Consider the following 16,827-nt stretch of genomic DNA (forward strand, 5'->3'; position numbering starts at 1 on the left):
TCGCCTCACCCGAATGCCGCGCAAGGGCGCGGCGCCGTTCCAAGGAGAAAGAGTTGAAAAAGCATCTGATGATCGCCGCGGGCGCACTGGCAGCGTCGCTGTCGTTCTCGGCATTCGCCGACAGCGCGACGTACCAGTTCGACCCGGCCCACACGTACCCGAGCTTCGAGGCCGACCACTTCGGCGGCCTGTCGGTCTGGCGCGGCAAGTTCGACAAGTCGAGCGGCACCGTGACGCTCGACCGCGCGGCGAAGACGGGCACGGTCGACGTGACGACCGACATCGCGTCGATCCACACGGGCAGCACGAAGCTCGACGAGCACCTGCAGACGAACGAATTCTTCGACGCGGCCAAGTTTCCGCAGGCGAACTACAAGGGCACGATCAAGTTCGACGGCGACAAGCCGGTGTCGGTGGTCGGCAACCTGACGCTGCATGGCGTCACGAAGCCGCTGACGCTGAAGATCGATTCGCTCAAGTGCATGCCGCACCCGATGCTCAAGCGTGAAGTGTGCGGCGTCGACGCGGTCGGCGAATTCAGCCGCGACGATTTCGGCCTCGATTACGGCAAGCAGTACGGCTTCAAGATGAAGACCAAGCTGCTGATCTCCGCCGAAGCCGTCAAGCAGCAGTAACGCGCGCAGCCGGGCCCGCCGACGGCCGGCCCGCCACGCACGAACCGCCGCGCGCTCCGTTACCGGGGCGCGCGGCGGTTTTTTTGCGCGCCTATAATCGCCCGAGCGCCGCTCGCGGCGCCGGGCGGGCCGACGGCGCGAGAGCGGCCGCCTCGAACAGAACATACAACGACAAGGAGATCGCCGATGCATGCCGTCACGCAGTCCCGTTCCATTGCCTCGTCGCCGCGCGTGTGGCGCGCGGTGGTCGCCGCGTCGATCGGCAACGCGCTCGAGTGGTTCGATCTTGTCGTCTATGGCTTCTTCGCGGTGACGATCGCGAAGCTGTTCTTTCCGGCCGGCAACGACACCGTGTCGCTGCTGCTCACGCTCGGCACGTTCGGCGTGTCGTTCTTCATGCGGCCGCTCGGCGCGATCGTGCTCGGCGCCTATGCAGACCGCGCGGGCCGCAAGGCCGCGCTCACGCTGTCGATCCTGCTGATGATGGTCGGCACGCTGATCATCGCGGTGCTGCCGACCTACGAGACGATCGGCGTCGCCGCGCCGGTGATCCTCGTCGCCGCGCGGCTGATGCAGGGCTTCTCGGCCGGAGGCGAGTTCGGCAGCGCGACCGCGTTCCTCGCCGAACACGTACCGGGCCGGCGCGGCTTCTTCGCGAGCTGGCAGGTCGCGAGCCAGGGGCTCACGACGCTGCTCGCCGCCGGCTTCGGCACCGTGCTGAACGCGCAGCTCACGGCCGCGCAGATGGCCGCGTGGGGCTGGCGCGTGCCGTTCTTCTTCGGCCTGCTGCTCGGGCCCGTCGCGTACTACATCCGCACGAAGGTCGACGAGACGCCCGAATTCCTCGCGGCCGAAGGCACCGCGAACCCGCTGCGCGACACGTTCGCGTCGCACAAGGCGCGCCTGGTCGCCGCGATGGGCGTGGTCGTGCTCGGCACCGTCGCGACTTATCTCGTGCTGTTCATGCCGACCTACGGCGTGAAGCAACTCGGCCTCGCGCCGTCCGCCGCGTTCGCGGCGATCCTGGTCGTCGGCGTGATCCAGATGGCGTTCGCGCCGCTCGTCGGCCACTGGTCGGACCGTTACGGCCGGGTGCGCGTGATGGTCGCGCCGGCCATCGGCATCCTCGTGCTGATCTATCCGGCGTTCGCATATCTCGTCGCGCATCCGGGCTTCGGCACGCTGATCGCGCTGCAGGTGTTGCTCGCATTCCTGATGACCGGCTACTTCGCGGCGCTGCCGGGCCTGCTGTCCGAGGTGTTTCCGGTGCAGACGCGCACGACGGGGATGTCGCTCGCCTATAACGTCGCGGTGACGATCTTCGGCGGCTTCGGGCCGTTCATCATCGCGTGGCTGATCCGCGCGACCGGAATGAAGACCGCGCCGAGCTTCTACCTGATGTTCGCGGCCGTGCTGAGCCTCGCGGCGCTGGTGGTGCTGCGCAAGCGGTTCGGGTTTCGGTGAACGCGGGCCGCCGCGTCAGCCCGCGTCGCGCTGGCAGACGGGCTGCGCCGGCATCAGTCGCGATGGCGCGTCGACGGTCCGCACGGAGCGCCCCGCGAGCGCGTTGAGCGCCTGCCGGAGTTGCCAGTCGCCGGCTGTGTCGAACGCGCGCTGCGGCAGCGCTGCGCTTTTCGCCGTATCGACCTTCGCGAACGCACGCTGCTCGCGCAGCTTCTGCCGATCCTTGCGCACGCGCGCGAACGGGTCGGGCGCCTGCCGGTCCGCATACGGCGCGCGGGCGAGATCGACTTCCCGATACCACAGCAGCACGCCGTCGACGTCCGAATCGCGGCGCGGCGGCACGAGCCAGTCCGGCACGATGCCGTAGCCGTCCATCGGGCAGCCGTTCGGCCGCAGGTTGCGAGCGAACGTGAAATTCAGGCGCGTGCCGTCGATCAGGTCGACGCCCGTCTGCGCGAGCCCCTTCCCGTAGGTCGGCATGCCGAGCAGTTTGGCGCGGCCGAGATCCTTCAGCGCGGCCGCGGTCGCCTCGGCGGCAGATGCGCTTTGCCCGTCGACCAGCACGACGAGCGGCACGGTACGCCACCAGTCGTCGGCCTGCAGTGGCGCGAGCGGGTCCTGCCCGTGCATCACCGGCAATTCGTAGTCGGGCCAGTTGGTCGTGAAGCGGCGGCGCTTCGTGTCGTCGCGCTCGACCGTGACCATCGCGGTGCGGTCGCGTCCGGCGAACAGCGCGGTGATGCCGATCGCCGCATTGAGTGCGCCGCCGCCGTTGATCCGCAGGTCCAGGATCACACCCTTCACGGGTGGCCCGGTGCGGCGCGCGGCCTGCACCGCGTCGATATAGTCGCCGACCGCCGGCTCGGGGAAGCTCGACAACCGCGTGTACAGGATGTCGCCGTCGAGTCGCTTCGCGGTCGCCGGATGCGGCTTGATGATCGCCCGCACCGGCGCGAAGCGCAGTGTCTCGTGCGACGGGCCGCGCTGTACGGTGAGCTTCAGCGGCACGCCCGCGTCGCCTTTGGCGAGGGTCGCGAGATCGCTGGCGTCGATGCCGACGACGCTCCTGTCGTTCATCGCGACGACGAGATCGTCAGGCCGCACGCCGGCCTTCTCGGCGGGGGCATCGGGAATCACGTCGACGATGTGCAGCCCGTCGGGCCGTGTCTCGAACACGATCCCGATGCCGGGCGTGCCGTCGCGCGCGCGCCGTTCGTCGTCGCGCCGCTCCTGCTCCTCCTTCGCGTCGAAGAAGCGCGCATACGGCAACGTCTTGATCCCCGCGTGGACCGAGGCGTCGAGCAGCGCGCCGATGTCGATGTCGGTCAGGTGCTGCCGCTTCAGCAATTCGACCGCGGCCTTGAGTTCGCAGATCTGCGGCTCCCAGTCGGGCGGACAGGGCGATGGCGATACGGCGGTGGTGGGCGAGGAGGCAGGCGCAGCGACGGGCGGGGAGGTGGGCGACGAGGCAGGCGGCGCGGACGCTGGCTGGGCGCTGGCGGATTGCTCACACGGCAGTAATGCAGCCGCGACGGCTGCGCAGATGGCAAGACGACGAATGACACGCGTGGGAGGCATCATCGGGACCGCAGGTTAGGACCGGTGGCGAGGGTGCTGCCCGCTGGCGCGCGACCGGCAGGCGACGAGGTGGGAACGATTGTAGCCGACACCCGTGACGGCGCACGACGGCCCGTCGCGGAGCGGAAGGAGCGGGCCGCTGTCCGCATAAAAAAACCGGCCCAACCGGGCCGGCTTTTCGTCGATGCCGAAGCAGCGTTGCGCTTAAACCTGCGCGCCCGCGTTCGGATCGTCCGGATCGTGCGCGGTCTTCTTGTCCTTGATCAGGTCTTCGCGCTTGATGCCGAGCCACATCGCGAGCGAGCCCGCGACGAACACCGACGAGTAGATGCCGAACATGATGCCGACCGTCAGCGCGAGCGCGAAGTAGTGCAGCGTCGGGCCGCCGAAGAAGAACATCGACAGCACCATCATTTCCGTCGACGTGTGCGTGATGATCGTGCGCGACATCGTGGTCGTGATCGCGTGGTTGATCACTTCCTGCACGTTCATCTTGCGTTCGCGGCGGAACGTTTCGCGGATCCGGTCGAAGATGACGACCGACTCGTTGACCGAGTAGCCGAGCACCGCGAGGATCGCCGCGAGCACCGCCAGCGAGAACTCCCACTGGAAGAACGCGAAGAAGCCGAGAATGATCACGACGTCGTGCAGGTTGGCGATGATGCCGGCGACCGCGTACTTCCATTCGAAGCGGAACGACAGGTAGATCACGATGCCGATCACGACGCACGCGAGCGCGAGCAGGCCGTCGGTCGCGAGCTCCCGGCCGACCTGCGGGCCGACGAACTCGACGCGTTGCAGCGTGACGTCCGGGCTCTGCGCCTTCAGCGCGCCCATCACCTGGTCGCTCTGCTGCGCGGACGTGAGGCCTTCCTTCAGCTGCAGGCGGATCAGCACGTTGCGCGAGGTGCCGAAGTTCTGCACCTGTGCGTCGGTGTAGCCGAGCTTGCCGAGCGTCGCGCGTACCGGTTCGAGCTCCGCGGCCTGCTGGTACTGCACCTCGATCACCGTACCGCCGGTGAATTCGACGGACAGGTGCAGCCCGCGGTGGAACAGGAAGAACACGGCGGCGAGGAACGTGACCAACGAGATCACGTTGAACACCAGCGCGTGCCGCATGAACGGAATGTCTTTACGGATGCGGAAAAATTCCATGGTCTCGTCTCCGGGGCCTTATTGGGTCGAGCCCGGTTTCTTCGGCGACACGCCTTGCTGCGCGCGGTTGCGCAACTGCGGCTTGCCGGCGGCGCGCGGTGCATTGCTCTTCGCGGGTGCGGCGAGCTTCGCGGCGCGCGCGGTGTCGGTCGATTCGTCGGCCGCGGCGAACGACGCGGCGGCAGCGGCGCCTTCCGGCTTCCACACCTGGCCGATCGCGAGCGACTTCAGCTTCTTGCGGCCGCCGTACCAGAGGTTGACGAGCCCGCGCGAGAAGAACACCGCGGAGAACATCGACGTCAAGATGCCGATACAGTGCACGATCGCGAACGCGCGCACCGGGCCCGAGCCGAACGCGAGCAGTGCGAGGCCGGCGATCAGCGTCGTGACGTTCGAGTCGAGAATCGTCGCCCACGCATGCGCGTAGCCGGCCTGGATCGCGAGCTGCGGCGGCTGGCCGGCGCGCAGTTCTTCACGCACGCGCTCGTTGATCAGCACGTTCGAGTCGATCGCCATGCCGAGCGCAAGCGCGATGGCGGCGATACCGGGCAGCGTCAGCGTGGCCTGCATCAGCGACAGCACGGCGACGAGCAGCAGCAGGTTCACCGACAGGCCGATCACCGAGACCACGCCGAACAGCATGTAGTACGCGATCATGAACACGGCGATCGCGCAGAAGCCCCAGATCACCGAGTGCACGCCCATCTTGATGTTGTCGGCGCCGAGGCTCGGGCCGATCGTGCGTTCCTCGATGATCTCCATCGGCGCGGCGAGCGAACCAGCGCGCAGCAGCAGCGCGAGGTCGGCCGCGGCCTGCGGCGTCGGCTGGCCCGTGATCTGGAAGCGGTCGCCGAGTTCGGACTGGATCGTCGCGACCGTCAGCACTTCGCCCTTGCCCTTCTCGAACAGCACCATCGCCATCGGCTTGCCGATGTTGTCGCGCGACACGGTGCGCACCGAGCGGCCGCCCGCCGAATCGAGGCGGATGTTGACCGATGGGCGCTGGTGTTCGTCGAAACCGGCCGATGCATCGATGATGCGGTCGCCGGTGAAGATCACGTCCTTCTTCAGCAGCACGGGCGCCTGGTTGCCCTGCGTGAACAGTTCCTCGCCCGGCGGCACGGGGTCGTTCGGGTTCGGGTGCGTGTTGATCGGGTCGGCGAGGCGCGCCTCGAGCGTCGCGGTGCGGCCGATGATGTCCTTCGCCTTCGCGGTGTCCTGCACGCCCGGCAGCTCGACGACGATGCGGTCGCTGCCCTGCTGCTGCAGGATCGGCTCCGACACGCCGAGTTCGTTCACGCGGTTGTGGAGCGTCGTCAGGTTCTGCTTGAGCGCGGCGTCCTCGACGGACTTCTGCACGGCCGGCGAGAACGTGCCGACGACTTGCGTGCCGCCGCCGCCGGGCTGGGTCGCCCATTGCAGTTCGGTGACCGAAGCGGCGAGCACCTTGCGGGCGTCTTCCGCCGTCTGCGCGTCGCTGAAGTTGACGACGACGGATTGATCGACGCGGCTTACGCCGCCGTCGCGGATGTTCTTGTCGCGCAGCAGCGTGCGCGCGTCGGACGCGTCGGAGTCGAGCTTCTTCGTGAGCGCGCCCGTCATGTCGACCTGGAGCAGGAAGTGGACACCGCCGCGCAGGTCGAGGCCGAGATACATCGGCAGCGCGTGCAGTGCGGTCAGCCAGCGCGGCGACGCGCTCTGCAGGTTCAGTGCGACGACGTACTGCGGATCGTTCGGGTCGGCGTTCAGCGACTTTTGCAGCAGGTCCTTGACGCGCAGCTGCGTATCGGTGTCCTTCAGGCGCACGCGGATGTTCGCGTTGGCTGCCGTGTTCTCGAAGGTGACGTCGTCCGGCGTGATCTGCGCGGACGCGAGCGCCGATTCGACCTGGGTCAGCGTGGTCGAGTCGAGCTTGACCGTGGCCTTGCCGCTCGACACCTGCACCGCCGGCGCTTCGCCGAAGAAGTTGGGCAATGTGTACAGAAGGCCGATGGCGAGCGCCACGACCATCACGACATATTTCCAGAGTGGGTAACGATTCATGAGGGGGCCGAACGGGTGGTTGGCGTGAAAGCGTCGCGTCCGGCGCCGTGGCGGCCCGCTCTCTCAGGCAGGCACGGCGCGGGGAGCCGGACGCTCGGTGAAGGGCTTACAGCGACTTGATCGTGCCCTTCGGCAGAATGGTCGTGACCGCAGCCTTCTGCACGGTGATTTCGGTGCCTTCGGCGATTTCGACGCCGATGTAGCCTTCGGTGACCTTCGTCACCTTGCCGACGAGGCCGCCGCTCGTGACGACTTCGTCGCCCTTGGCCATGGCCGACAGCATGTTGCGGTGCTCCTTCTGCCGCTTCATTTGCGGACGGATCATGATGAAGTAGAGCACGGCGAACATCAGGATGAGCGGCAGGAAGCTCATCAGGCTCGATTCGGCGCCACCGGCACCTTGCGCGAAGGCATTGGAAATAAACGGCACGTTGGTCTCTCCGTAGGGGAAGATCGAAAAATAAGCCGGTTATTCTACCACCGGCCCCATGCGCAAACGGTTCGGCAAATGCGCTTTCGGATCAAGCTGTTAAAGCGCGAACCGACACCGTTGCGACTTGTATGGAAAGGCAATTGTAATATTTCGCGGTCGCGACTGGCGATTGGAGCGCGTTATTTAGTACACGTCCTATGTGACTTGCCGCCGCGCGGCTCGCCGGCCCGTCAGTCGACGCCTCTCGCGCGATCCTCCGCGAAGCGCTGGCGGAACGCGTCGAACGTGTGGGTTTCGATCGCGTCGCGGATCTCGCTCATCAGTTGCAGGTAGTAGTGCAGGTTGTGGATCGTGTTGAGCTGCGCGCCGAGGATTTCGCCGACGCGGTGCAGGTGATGCAGGTAACCGCGCGAGAAGTTCTGGCACGTGTAGCACGCGCAGCTCGCGTCGAGCGGCTTCAGCGAGTGCTTGTGCGTCGCGTTGCGGATCTTCACGTCGCCGAAGCGCGTGAACAGCCAGCCGTTGCGCGCGTTGCGGGTCGGCATCACGCAGTCGAACATGTCGACGCCGTTGGCGACGCCCTCGACCAGATCCTCCGGCGTGCCGACGCCCATCAGGTAGTGCGGCTTGTTGGCCGGCAGCTTCGGGCCCACGTGCCGCAGCACGCGCATCATGTCTTCCTTCGGTTCGCCGACCGACAGCCCGCCGATCGCGAGGCCGTGGAAGCCGAGTTCCGACAGGCCTGCGAGCGACTCGTCGCGCAGGTCCTCGAACATCCCGCCCTGGACGATCCCGAACAGCGCATTCGGGTTGCCGAGGCCGTTGAACTCGTCGAGCGAGCGCTTCGCCCAGCGCAGCGACATGCGCATCGAGTCGGCCGCTTCCTTGTGCGTCGTCGGCACGCCGTTGGTCGCGTAAGGCGTGCACTCGTCGAACTGCATCACGATGTCGGAGTTCAGCACCTTCTGGATCTGCATCGACACTTCCGGCGACAGGAACAGCTTGTCGCCGTTGATCGGCGACGCGAACGTGACGCCGTCCTCGGTGATCTTGCGCAGGTCGCCGAGCGAGAACACCTGGAAGCCGCCCGAGTCGGTCAGGATCGGCTTGTTCCAGCCCATGAAGCCGTGCAGGCCGCCGTGCGCGTCGATCGTGTCGAGGCCCGGGCGCAGCCACAGGTGGAACGTGTTGCCGAGGATGATCTGGGCCTTGATCTCGTGCAGCTCGCGCGGCTGGATCGCCTTCACGGTGCCGTACGTGCCGACCGGCATGAAGATCGGCGTCTCGACCACCCCGTGGTTGAGCTTCACGCGGCCGCGGCGTGCATGGCCGTCGGTCGTCAGCAGTTCGAATTCGAGCCCGTTGGCCGGGCGGTCCTGAACGGGGGCGTGCGTATCGTGGGATGAACCTTCGGTCATCGTATCGTGCTCCTCGCTACCGGAAATGCTTTGCATGGGACCAGAGTAGTCGCTAAAGCGCCAACTCTGGATCGCAAGTCCGGCGCATGTTGGAAACACCGCCGGGAGGCCGGCAGCGGGGAAAAAGCGGGTGCGCGCCATCGTAGCGCGCGGCACGGGCAAACGGCGACTCGCGCGTGGGCGCAGTGCCGTGCGCTGCGTGTATTACGCGCCGGCCGTCTCCGGCGTGTCGCGCCGCGTGAGCAGCATCGCGTCGCCGTAGCTGAAGAAGCGGTAGCGTTCGTCGATCGCGTGCCGGTATGCGGCACGGATCGTCTCGACACCCGCGAACGCGGACACCAGCATCAGCAGCGTCGACTTCGGCAGGTGGAAGTTCGTGACGAGCCGGTCGACCACGCGAAAACGGTAGCCGGGCGTGATGAAGATGTCGGTCTCGGCCTGGGTTGCCGCGAGCGGGCGGCCCGCTTCGTCGGCCGAGCGCGCCGCGGCTTCGAGCGCGCGCATCGACGTCGTGCCGACCGCGATCACGTTGCCGCCGCGCGCGCGGGTCGCGGCGATCTTGTCGACGAGCGACTGCGGCAGGTCGTACCACTCGCTGTGCATCTTGTGTTCGGCGATGTTGTCGACGCGCACCGGCTGGAACGTGCCGGCGCCGACGTGCAGCGTCAGCGTCGCGCGCTCGACGCCCATCGCGTCGAGCTTCGCGAGCAGCGGCTGGTCGAAGTGCAGCCCGGCTGTCGGCGCGGCGACCGCGCCCGGATTGCTTGCGTAGACGGTCTGGTAGCGCGTCTCGTCGGTCGCGTCGGCGTCGTGCTCGATGTACGGCGGCAACGGCAGGCGGCCGTATTGCTCGATCAGCGTCAGGCACGGCTCGGGGAAGTGCAGCGTGAAGAACGGCTCGACGCGCTCGCCGACCGTCACGTCGAACGCGTCGGCGAGACGCAGCGTCGTGCCGGCGCCCGGCGATTTGCTCGCGCGGATCTGCGCGAGCGCCGAGTGCGTGCCTGTCACACGCTCGATCAGCACCTCGATCCTGCCGCCACTGGCCTTCTGGCCGAAGAAACGCGCCTTCAGCACCTTGGTATCGTTGAAGACGAGCAGGTCGCCGGACGCGATGCACGACGGCAGCTCGGCGAAACGGCGGTCGACGAAGCGCGCGGGCTCGACGGTACGGTCGACCTCGAGCAGGCGGCTCGCGGTGCGGTCGGGCAGCGCGGTTTGCGCAATCAGCTCGGGCGGCAGATTGAAATCGAAATCGGAAAGCGTGAACATGCGAGCTGGTTCGAAGCGGCCGGCGGGCGTCGCCGGCAGGGCGGAAACGCGTAAATGGGGCGCGCGAGCCGCTATGATGACGGGATGCGCGGCCTGGCCGGCGTCGTTCGTTCGGACGACGTGAAAGCCGCTATTGTACTTGCCTTGCGAAGCACCCAGACGATCCGATGCCTGTGTCCCCACGCCGTTCCACCGCCGCCGTTGCCGATTCCGCCGATCCGTTCGACGCGGAGGATGCCGCGCTACCCGCGCGTAGCGCGGGGGAGCGCGATGCAGGGGAGCGCGCCGCGCCGCGCCGCGCCGGGCCGAAGCGCGGCGCCGACGGGCGGCTCGCGCAGCCGGCCGCCGCCGCGCCCGATGCCGAAGGCAGCGCCGCGAGCGACGAAGCGGGCGCGGCTGGCGCGAAGCGCAAGAAGAAGGCGGCCGCCGACAAACCCGTGAAGACCGCCGACAAACTCGCGAAGCTTGGCCTCACGCGCTCGATCGATCTCGTGCTGCATCTGCCGATGCGCTATGAGGACGAAACCACGCTCACGCCGATCGGCGAACTGCTGCCGGGCGGCATCGCGCAGACCGAAGGCGTCGTGTTCGACAACGAGGTCGCGTTCCGGCCGCGCCGCCAGCTCGTCGTGAAGATCCAGGACGACGACGGCGAGCACCTCGTGCTGCGCTTCCTGAATTTCTACGGCTCGCAGGTCAAGCAGATGGCCGTCGGCCAGCGGCTGCGCGTGCGCGGCGACGTGCGCGGCGGTTTCTTCGGGATGGAGATGGTGCATCCGGCGGTGCGCGTCGTCGAAGCGGATGCCCCGCTGCCGCAGGTGCTCACGCCCGTCTATCCAAGCACGGCCGGCGTGTCGCAGGCCTATCTGCGCAAGGCGATCGAGAACGCGGTCGAGCGTACGCCGCTGCCCGAGCTGCTGCCGCCCGAGATCGATCGCGCGTACCTGCAGCCGCTCGGCGTGCCGTCGCTCGAGCAGGCCGTGCGCATCCTGCACCACCCGCGCGTCGATTCCGACGAAGCCGCGCTGATGGACGGCTCGCATCCCGCGTGGACGCGCATCAAGTTCGAGGAGCTGCTCGCGCAGCAACTGTCGCTCAAGCGCGCGCACGAGGAGCGCCGCACGCGAGCGGCGCCCGCGATGCCGCGCCGCACCGCGAACGATGCCGACGCGCTGACGACCCGGTTCTACGCCGCGTTGCCGTTCGCGCTGACGGGCGCGCAGTCGCGCGTCGTCGACGAGATCGCGCACGACCTCACGCTCGCGCACCCGATGCAGCGCCTGCTGCAGGGCGACGTCGGCAGCGGCAAGACGGTCGTCGCGGCGCTGGCCGCCACGCAGGCGATCGACGCCGGCTACCAGGCCGCGCTGATGGCGCCCACCGAAATCCTCGCCGAGCAGCACGCGCGCAAGCTGCGCGCCTGGCTCGAGCCGCTCGGCGTCACGGTTGCGTGGCTGGCGGGCAGCCTGAAGGCGAAGGAGAAGCGCGCGGCGATCGAGGCGGCCGCGCTCGGCACCGCGCAGCTCGTGATCGGCACGCACGCGATCATCCAGGACACGGTCGAATTCGCGCGGCTCGGCCTCGTGATCGTCGACGAGCAGCACCGCTTCGGCGTCGAGCAGCGTCTCGCGCTGCGCGCGAAGGCCGCGAACGCGGCCAACGGCGCGCGCGATTTCCAGCCGCACCAGCTGATGATGTCGGCCACGCCGATTCCGCGCACGCTCGCGATGACGTACTACGCGGATCTCGAGGTCTCGACGATCGACGAGCTGCCGCCGGGCCGCACGCCCGTGCTGACGCGCCTCGTCGGCGACGCGCGGCGCGAGGAGGTGATCGCCCGCGTGCGCGAGGCCGCGCTGACGGGGCGCCAGGTGTACTGGGTGTGCCCGCTGATCGAGGAGAGCGAGACGCTGCAGCTGCAGACGGCCGTCGAGACCTACGAGACGCTGGCCGCCACACTCCCCGAGTTGAAGGTCGGGCTCGTGCACGGCCGGCTGTCGCCGGCCGACAAGGCGGCCGTGATGGAAGCGTTCACGCGCAACGACGTGCAGCTGCTCGTCGCGACGACCGTGATCGAAGTCGGCGTCGACGTGCCGAATGCGTCGCTGATGGTGATCGAGCATGCGGAGCGCTTCGGCCTCGCGCAGCTGCACCAGTTGCGCGGTCGCGTCGGGCGCGGCACCGCGGCGTCGGTGTGCGTGCTGCTGTACACGGGGCCGCTGTCGATTACCGGGCGCGAGCGGCTGAAGACGATGCGCGAGACGACCGACGGCTTCGAGATCGCGCGGCGCGACCTCGAAATCCGCGGCCCCGGCGAATTCCTCGGCGCGCGCCAGTCGGGCGCGGCGATGCTGCGCTTTGCCAACCTCGAGACCGACGGCTGGCTGATCGACCCGGCCCGCGAGGCCGCGACGCGGCTGATCGCTGCGTACCCCGACGTCGTCACGCAGCATCTTGCGCGCTGGCTCGGCGCGCGCGAGCAGTACCTGAAGGCCTGATCCACCGGTTTGGGGCCGGATCTGAAGCCGCCAATCGATGCGTCGCGATGCAGAGAAACTTGGCGAACCGGTGCCGGAGGGTGTATAAATTAAACCTATCGCATGTATATCCCTGATTGACCCACAATGACGCTGACTGAATTGAAATACATCGTCGCGGTCGCGCGCGAGCGGCATTTCGGCCGCGCGGCCGAAGCATGCTTCGTAAGCCAGCCGACGCTGTCGGTGGCGATCAAGAAGCTTGAAGACGAGCTGAACGTGCAGATTTTCGAGCGCGGCGCGAGCGAAGTGAGCGTGACGCCGATCGGCGATCAGATCGTCACGCAGGCGCAGCGCGTGCTCGAGCAGACCTTCGCGATCAAGGAGATCGCGAAGCAGGGCAAGGACCCGCTGGTCGGCCCGTTCCGCCTCGGCGTGATCTATACGATCGGGCCGTACCTGCTGCCGACGCTCGTCAAGCAGATGATCCAGCGTGTTCCGCAGATGCCGTTGATGCTGCAGGAGAACTACACGCTGAAGCTGCTCGAACTGCTGAAGCAGGGCGAGATCGACGCCGCGATCATGGCGCTGCCGTTCCCGGAAACCGGCCTGATGGTGCGCCCGCTGTACGACGAGCCTTTCGTCGTCGCGCTGCCGGCCGGCCATCCGTGGGAGAAGCGCGACGAGATCGCCGCCGAGGACCTGAAGCAGGAAACCATGCTGCTGCTCGGCAACGGCCACTGCTTCCGCGATCACGTGCTCGGCGTGTGCCCGGAGCTGATGCGCTTCTCGCAGACGGCCGACGGCATCCAGAAGACCTTCGAGGGTTCGTCGCTCGAGACGATCCGCCACATGGTCGCGAGCGGCGTCGGCATCACCGTGCTGCCGCGGATGTCGGTCGCCGAGATCGGCCCGCGCGCGAGCGGCCCCGATGCCGAGCTGCTGTCGTACGTACCGTTCAACGAACCGGTGCCCGACCGCCGCGTGGTGCTCGTGTGGCGCAAGAGCTTCACGCGGATGCCCGCGATCGACGCGATCAGCGATGCGATCACCGCCTGCGTTCTGCCGGGCGTCGCGAAGCTCGACATGCCGGCCACGATGAACTGAACGAGCTGCGGCAGGCGTGCGCGACAGCCGATGGACGGGGTTTGCGACCCCGTTTATTTTTCCCTATCGAATAGATAAAATTAATTAAATTAAAATAATCGATAGATTTAAATAGAATCCTCTACGTGGATCGGCGTCGTGTTGACGTCCGATTTGCACGCGGAATGCAAGCGTCAAAGGAGGGTGTCATGATGCGGTCGGTATTGCAGCACGCGCAGCGGAACATCCGGTTGCGCAACGAGGTCGTACATCGCGCCAAAGCTGCGGTTCGCAGCCTGCGTCCGATTGCGTTCGCGTACCTGGCGGACCGTGTGTATGGTGGATGAACGTCGCCGCATGACGGTCCCGTGTGCCGCCGCTTCACCTGCCGTCAAGCCATGAGGGAGCATCGCATGTCCGAAAGCTGGAACACCACGCGCAGCACCGGCACGACGCCTGCCGGCCGCCGGTTCCCCGAGCGCCCCGCCTGCGGCGCGTCGCAGCGGGAACGCGCGACGAAGGCCACGCACGACATCCCGTAGTACGACAGGAGGACCTCCCTGTTCCGTTTCTTATCCCCGCAATGACACTCCACGAACCGCGCCCGGCATGCTGCCGGAGCGAGCTGGTGGAGGCATACGAGCAAGCCAAGGAGAAAACGCATGTCGACCGAAACGAAGTGCCCGTTCAACCACGCCGCAGGCAGCGGCGCGACGAACAAGGACTGGTGGCCGAATCAGCTGAATCTGAACATCCTGCACCGGCATTCGGCGCTGTCCGATCCGATGGACAAGGATTTCGACTACGCCGAGGCGTTCAGGAAGCTGGACCTCGCGGCGGTGAAGAAGGATCTGCACGCGCTGATGACGACGTCGCAGGACTGGTGGCCGGCTGACTTCGGCCACTACGGCGGCCTGTTCATCCGCATGGCATGGCACAGCGCCGGCACGTACCGCACGGCCGACGGCCGCGGCGGCGCGGGCGGCGGGCAGCAGCGCTTCGCGCCGCTCAACAGCTGGCCGGACAACGTGAGCCTCGACAAGGCGCGCCGGCTGCTGTGGCCGATCAAGCAGAAGTACGGTCGCAACATCTCGTGGGCCGACCTGCTGATCCTGACCGGCAACGTCGCGCTCGAATCGATGGGCTTCAAGACGTTCGGCTACGGGGGCGGCCGCGTCGATACGTGGGAACCGGACGACGTCTACTGGGGTTCGGAAAAGATCTGGCTGGAACTGAGCGGCGGCCCGAACAGCCGCTACTCGGGCAAGCGCGATCTCGAAAGCCCGCTCGCCGCGGTGCAGATGGGCCTCATCTACGTGAACCCGGAAGGCCCGGACGGCAACCCCGATCCGGTCGCCGCCGCGCATGACATCCGCGAGACGTTCGCGCGGATGGCGATGAACGACGAAGAGACGGTCGCGCTGATCGCGGGCGGCCACACGTTCGGCAAGACGCACGGCGCCGGCCCGGCATCGAACGTCGGCGCCGAGCCGGAAGCCGCGGGCCTCGAGCAGCAGGGTCTCGGCTGGAAGAGCACGTTCGGCACGGGCAAGGGCGCGGACGCGATCACGAGCGGTCTCGAAGTCACGTGGACGTCGACGCCGACGCAGTGGAGCAACGACTTCTTCAAGCACCTGTTCAGCTATGAGTGGGAGCTCACGAAGAGCCCGGCCGGCGCGCACCAGTGGGTCGCGAAGGACGCCGGCGACGTGATTCCGGATGCCTACGACGCGTCGAAGAAGCATCGCCCGACGATGCTGACGACCGACCTGTCGCTGCGTTTCGATCCGGCATACGAAAAGATCTCGCGCCGCTTCTACGAGAATCCGGCCGAGTTTGCCGACGCGTTCGCGCGTGCGTGGTTCAAGCTCACGCACCGCGACATGGGCCCGCGCGCCCGCTATCTTGGCCCGGACGTGCCGGCGGAGCATCTGCTGTGGCAGGACCCGATCCCGGCCGTCGACCACAAGCTGATCGACGATGCCGACGTCGCGGCGCTGAAGGCGAAGGTGCTGGCATCGGGCCTGTCGGTGTCGCAGCTCGTGTCGACCGCATGGGCGTCGGCTGCGACGTTCCGCGGTTCGGACAAGCGCGGCGGCGCGAACGGTGCGCGCATCCGCCTCGCGCCGCAGAAGGACTGGGAAGTGAACCGTCCGGCTGATCTCGCGAAGGTGCTCGAGACGCTCGAAGGCGTGCAGAAGGCGTTCAACGACGCGCAAACGGGCGGCAAGAAGGTGTCGCTCGCCGACCTGATCGTGCTGGCCGGTGCGGCCGGCGTCGAGCAGGCTGCGAAGAACGCGGGCGTCGCGGTGACGGTGCCGTTCGCACCGGGCCGCGCGGATGCGTCGCAGGAGCAGACCGACATCGAGGCGATGGCCGTGCTCGAACCGCTCGCGGATGGCTTCCGCAACTTCCTGAAGAGCGCGTACAAGACGCCGGCCGAGGCGCTGCTGGTCGACAAGGCGCAACTGCTGACGCTGAACGCGCCCGAGATGACGGTGCTCGTCGGTGGCCTGCGCGTGCTCGGCACGAACGTCGGCGATGCGAAGCACGGCGTGTTCACCGACCGGCCGGAAGCGCTGACGAACGACTTCTTCGTGAACCTGCTCGACATGGGCACGGAATGGAGGCCGGTGTCGGCCGCGAACGACGTGTTCGAAGGGCGCGATCGTGCGACGGGCAAGGTCAAGTGGACCGGCACGCGCGTCGACCTGATCTTCGGCTCGCACGCGCAACTGCGTGCGCTGGCCGAGGTGTACGGCAGCGCGGATGCGAAGGAGAAGTTCGCACGCGACTTCGTCGCGGCCTGGAACAAGGTGATGAACCTCGATCGCTTCGACCTCGCATGAACCTTGCCGCAGCGTAATGCGGTAGTGCGCTAACGCAGCAACGCGAAACGGCCGGTCGAATGACCGGCCGTTTCTTCTGGAACCGATGTCTTGTCGAAGGAGTGACGACCATGACGCAGATGATGCTGGACATGCGCGCCGCGTTCGCGGCGCCGGTGAAGCGGGCGCCGGCCGCGATGGCGCGGCGCTTCGTCGGCTTTGCAATCGCCGGCGGCGGCGCGGCCGTGCTGGTCGCGCAGGCGCTGCACGCGTTCGCGCCGGTCGCGGGAGGCTGAGCGCGCCGTTCTTTGTGCGCTCGGCGGCGTCGCGCCCGGCACGTTTGAGGATTTCGCGAAACTGGCGTCGGTGCCGGAGGCGAACGGCGCGCCGGCCGGTTTGATCCGGGGCGTCGTCAAATCTGTCCCTTGATTGGCGCAT

General features: G+C 67.4%; 13 protein-coding genes and 1 pseudogene. 8 read left to right on the top strand and 6 right to left on the bottom strand.

Translation table 11 applies throughout. The features are described 5' to 3' along the window. Positions 1-53: 53 nt before the first annotated feature. Together CUJ89_RS03535 and CUJ89_RS03540 are read left to right on the top strand one after the other, a co-directional pair. Positions 54-635, top strand: a complete 582-nt coding sequence (locus tag CUJ89_RS03535; RefSeq protein ID WP_114176147.1) for a YceI family protein — start codon at positions 54-56, stop codon at positions 633-635. Positions 636-821: 186 nt separating this feature from the next. Next, positions 822-2,099, top strand: coding sequence for an MFS transporter (locus tag CUJ89_RS03540; protein ID WP_114176148.1), 1,278 nt, complete (start codon positions 822-824; stop codon positions 2,097-2,099). A gap of 15 nt (positions 2,100-2,114) precedes the next feature. Here CUJ89_RS03540 and CUJ89_RS03545 read toward each other — a convergent pair whose 3' ends face one another. The 6 genes from CUJ89_RS03545 to queA form a co-directional block, all read right to left on the bottom strand. Then, positions 2,115-3,680 (bottom strand): S41 family peptidase, encoded by a 1,566-nt coding sequence (locus CUJ89_RS03545; protein WP_201752266.1) that lies wholly within the window; start codon positions 3,678-3,680, stop codon positions 2,115-2,117. 201 nt (positions 3,681-3,881) lie between these two features. Continuing rightward, a complete protein-coding gene (gene secF / locus CUJ89_RS03550; RefSeq protein WP_114176149.1) occupies positions 3,882-4,832 on the bottom strand; it encodes a protein translocase subunit SecF in 951 nt (316 codons plus the stop codon). Positions 4,833-4,850: 18 nt separating this feature from the next. Then, entirely contained in the window at positions 4,851-6,875 is a 2,025-nt protein-coding gene (gene secD, locus CUJ89_RS03555) for a protein translocase subunit SecD (RefSeq protein WP_114176150.1), read from the bottom strand. Between the two features lie 106 nt (positions 6,876-6,981). Beyond that, on the bottom strand, positions 6,982-7,305 hold the full coding sequence (yajC, locus tag CUJ89_RS03560; protein WP_048250795.1) for a preprotein translocase subunit YajC: 324 nt from the start codon (positions 7,303-7,305) through the stop codon (positions 6,982-6,984). A gap of 233 nt (positions 7,306-7,538) precedes the next feature. Then, the gene (gene tgt / locus CUJ89_RS03565; RefSeq protein ID WP_114176151.1) at positions 7,539-8,726 is read right to left on the bottom strand and encodes a tRNA guanosine(34) transglycosylase Tgt; all 1,188 of its coding nucleotides are present in this window, start codon (positions 8,724-8,726) and stop codon (positions 7,539-7,541) included. Between the two features lie 204 nt (positions 8,727-8,930). Continuing rightward, positions 8,931-9,998, bottom strand: coding sequence for a tRNA preQ1(34) S-adenosylmethionine ribosyltransferase-isomerase QueA (gene queA / locus CUJ89_RS03570; RefSeq protein WP_114176152.1), 1,068 nt, complete (start codon positions 9,996-9,998; stop codon positions 8,931-8,933). Between the two features lie 167 nt (positions 9,999-10,165). Between queA and recG the strand changes: the two genes are divergently transcribed. The 6 genes and pseudogenes from recG to CUJ89_RS39025 all read left to right on the top strand — a co-directional run. After that, entirely contained in the window at positions 10,166-12,496 is a 2,331-nt protein-coding gene (recG, locus tag CUJ89_RS03575) for an ATP-dependent DNA helicase RecG (protein ID WP_114176153.1), read from the top strand. A 126-nt stretch (positions 12,497-12,622) separates the two neighbouring features. Further along, on the top strand, positions 12,623-13,582 hold the full coding sequence (locus CUJ89_RS03580) for a hydrogen peroxide-inducible genes activator (protein ID WP_114176154.1): 960 nt from the start codon (positions 12,623-12,625) through the stop codon (positions 13,580-13,582). Positions 13,583-13,974: 392 nt separating this feature from the next. Then, positions 13,975-14,103 carry a hypothetical protein gene (locus tag CUJ89_RS38825; protein ID WP_265341760.1) on the top strand — a complete coding sequence of 43 codons (129 nt, stop codon included), beginning with the start codon at positions 13,975-13,977 and terminating at the stop codon, positions 14,101-14,103. Positions 14,104-14,223: 120 nt separating this feature from the next. Beyond that, complete coding sequence (gene katG, locus CUJ89_RS03585) at positions 14,224-16,410, top strand: catalase/peroxidase HPI (RefSeq protein WP_114176155.1); 2,187 nt, start codon at positions 14,224-14,226, stop codon at positions 16,408-16,410. Positions 16,411-16,520: 110 nt separating this feature from the next. Beyond that, positions 16,521-16,685, top strand: coding sequence for a hypothetical protein (locus CUJ89_RS38175; protein ID WP_201752268.1), 165 nt, complete (start codon positions 16,521-16,523; stop codon positions 16,683-16,685). A 19-nt stretch (positions 16,686-16,704) separates the two neighbouring features. Next, positions 16,705-16,806: pseudogene (locus CUJ89_RS39025) on the top strand (DNA starvation/stationary phase protection protein); the annotation flags it as partial. Positions 16,807-16,827: the final 21 nt, after the last annotated feature.

The organism is Burkholderia pyrrocinia, assembly GCF_003330765.1.
GTDB lineage: Bacteria > Pseudomonadota > Gammaproteobacteria > Burkholderiales > Burkholderiaceae > Burkholderia > Burkholderia pyrrocinia_B.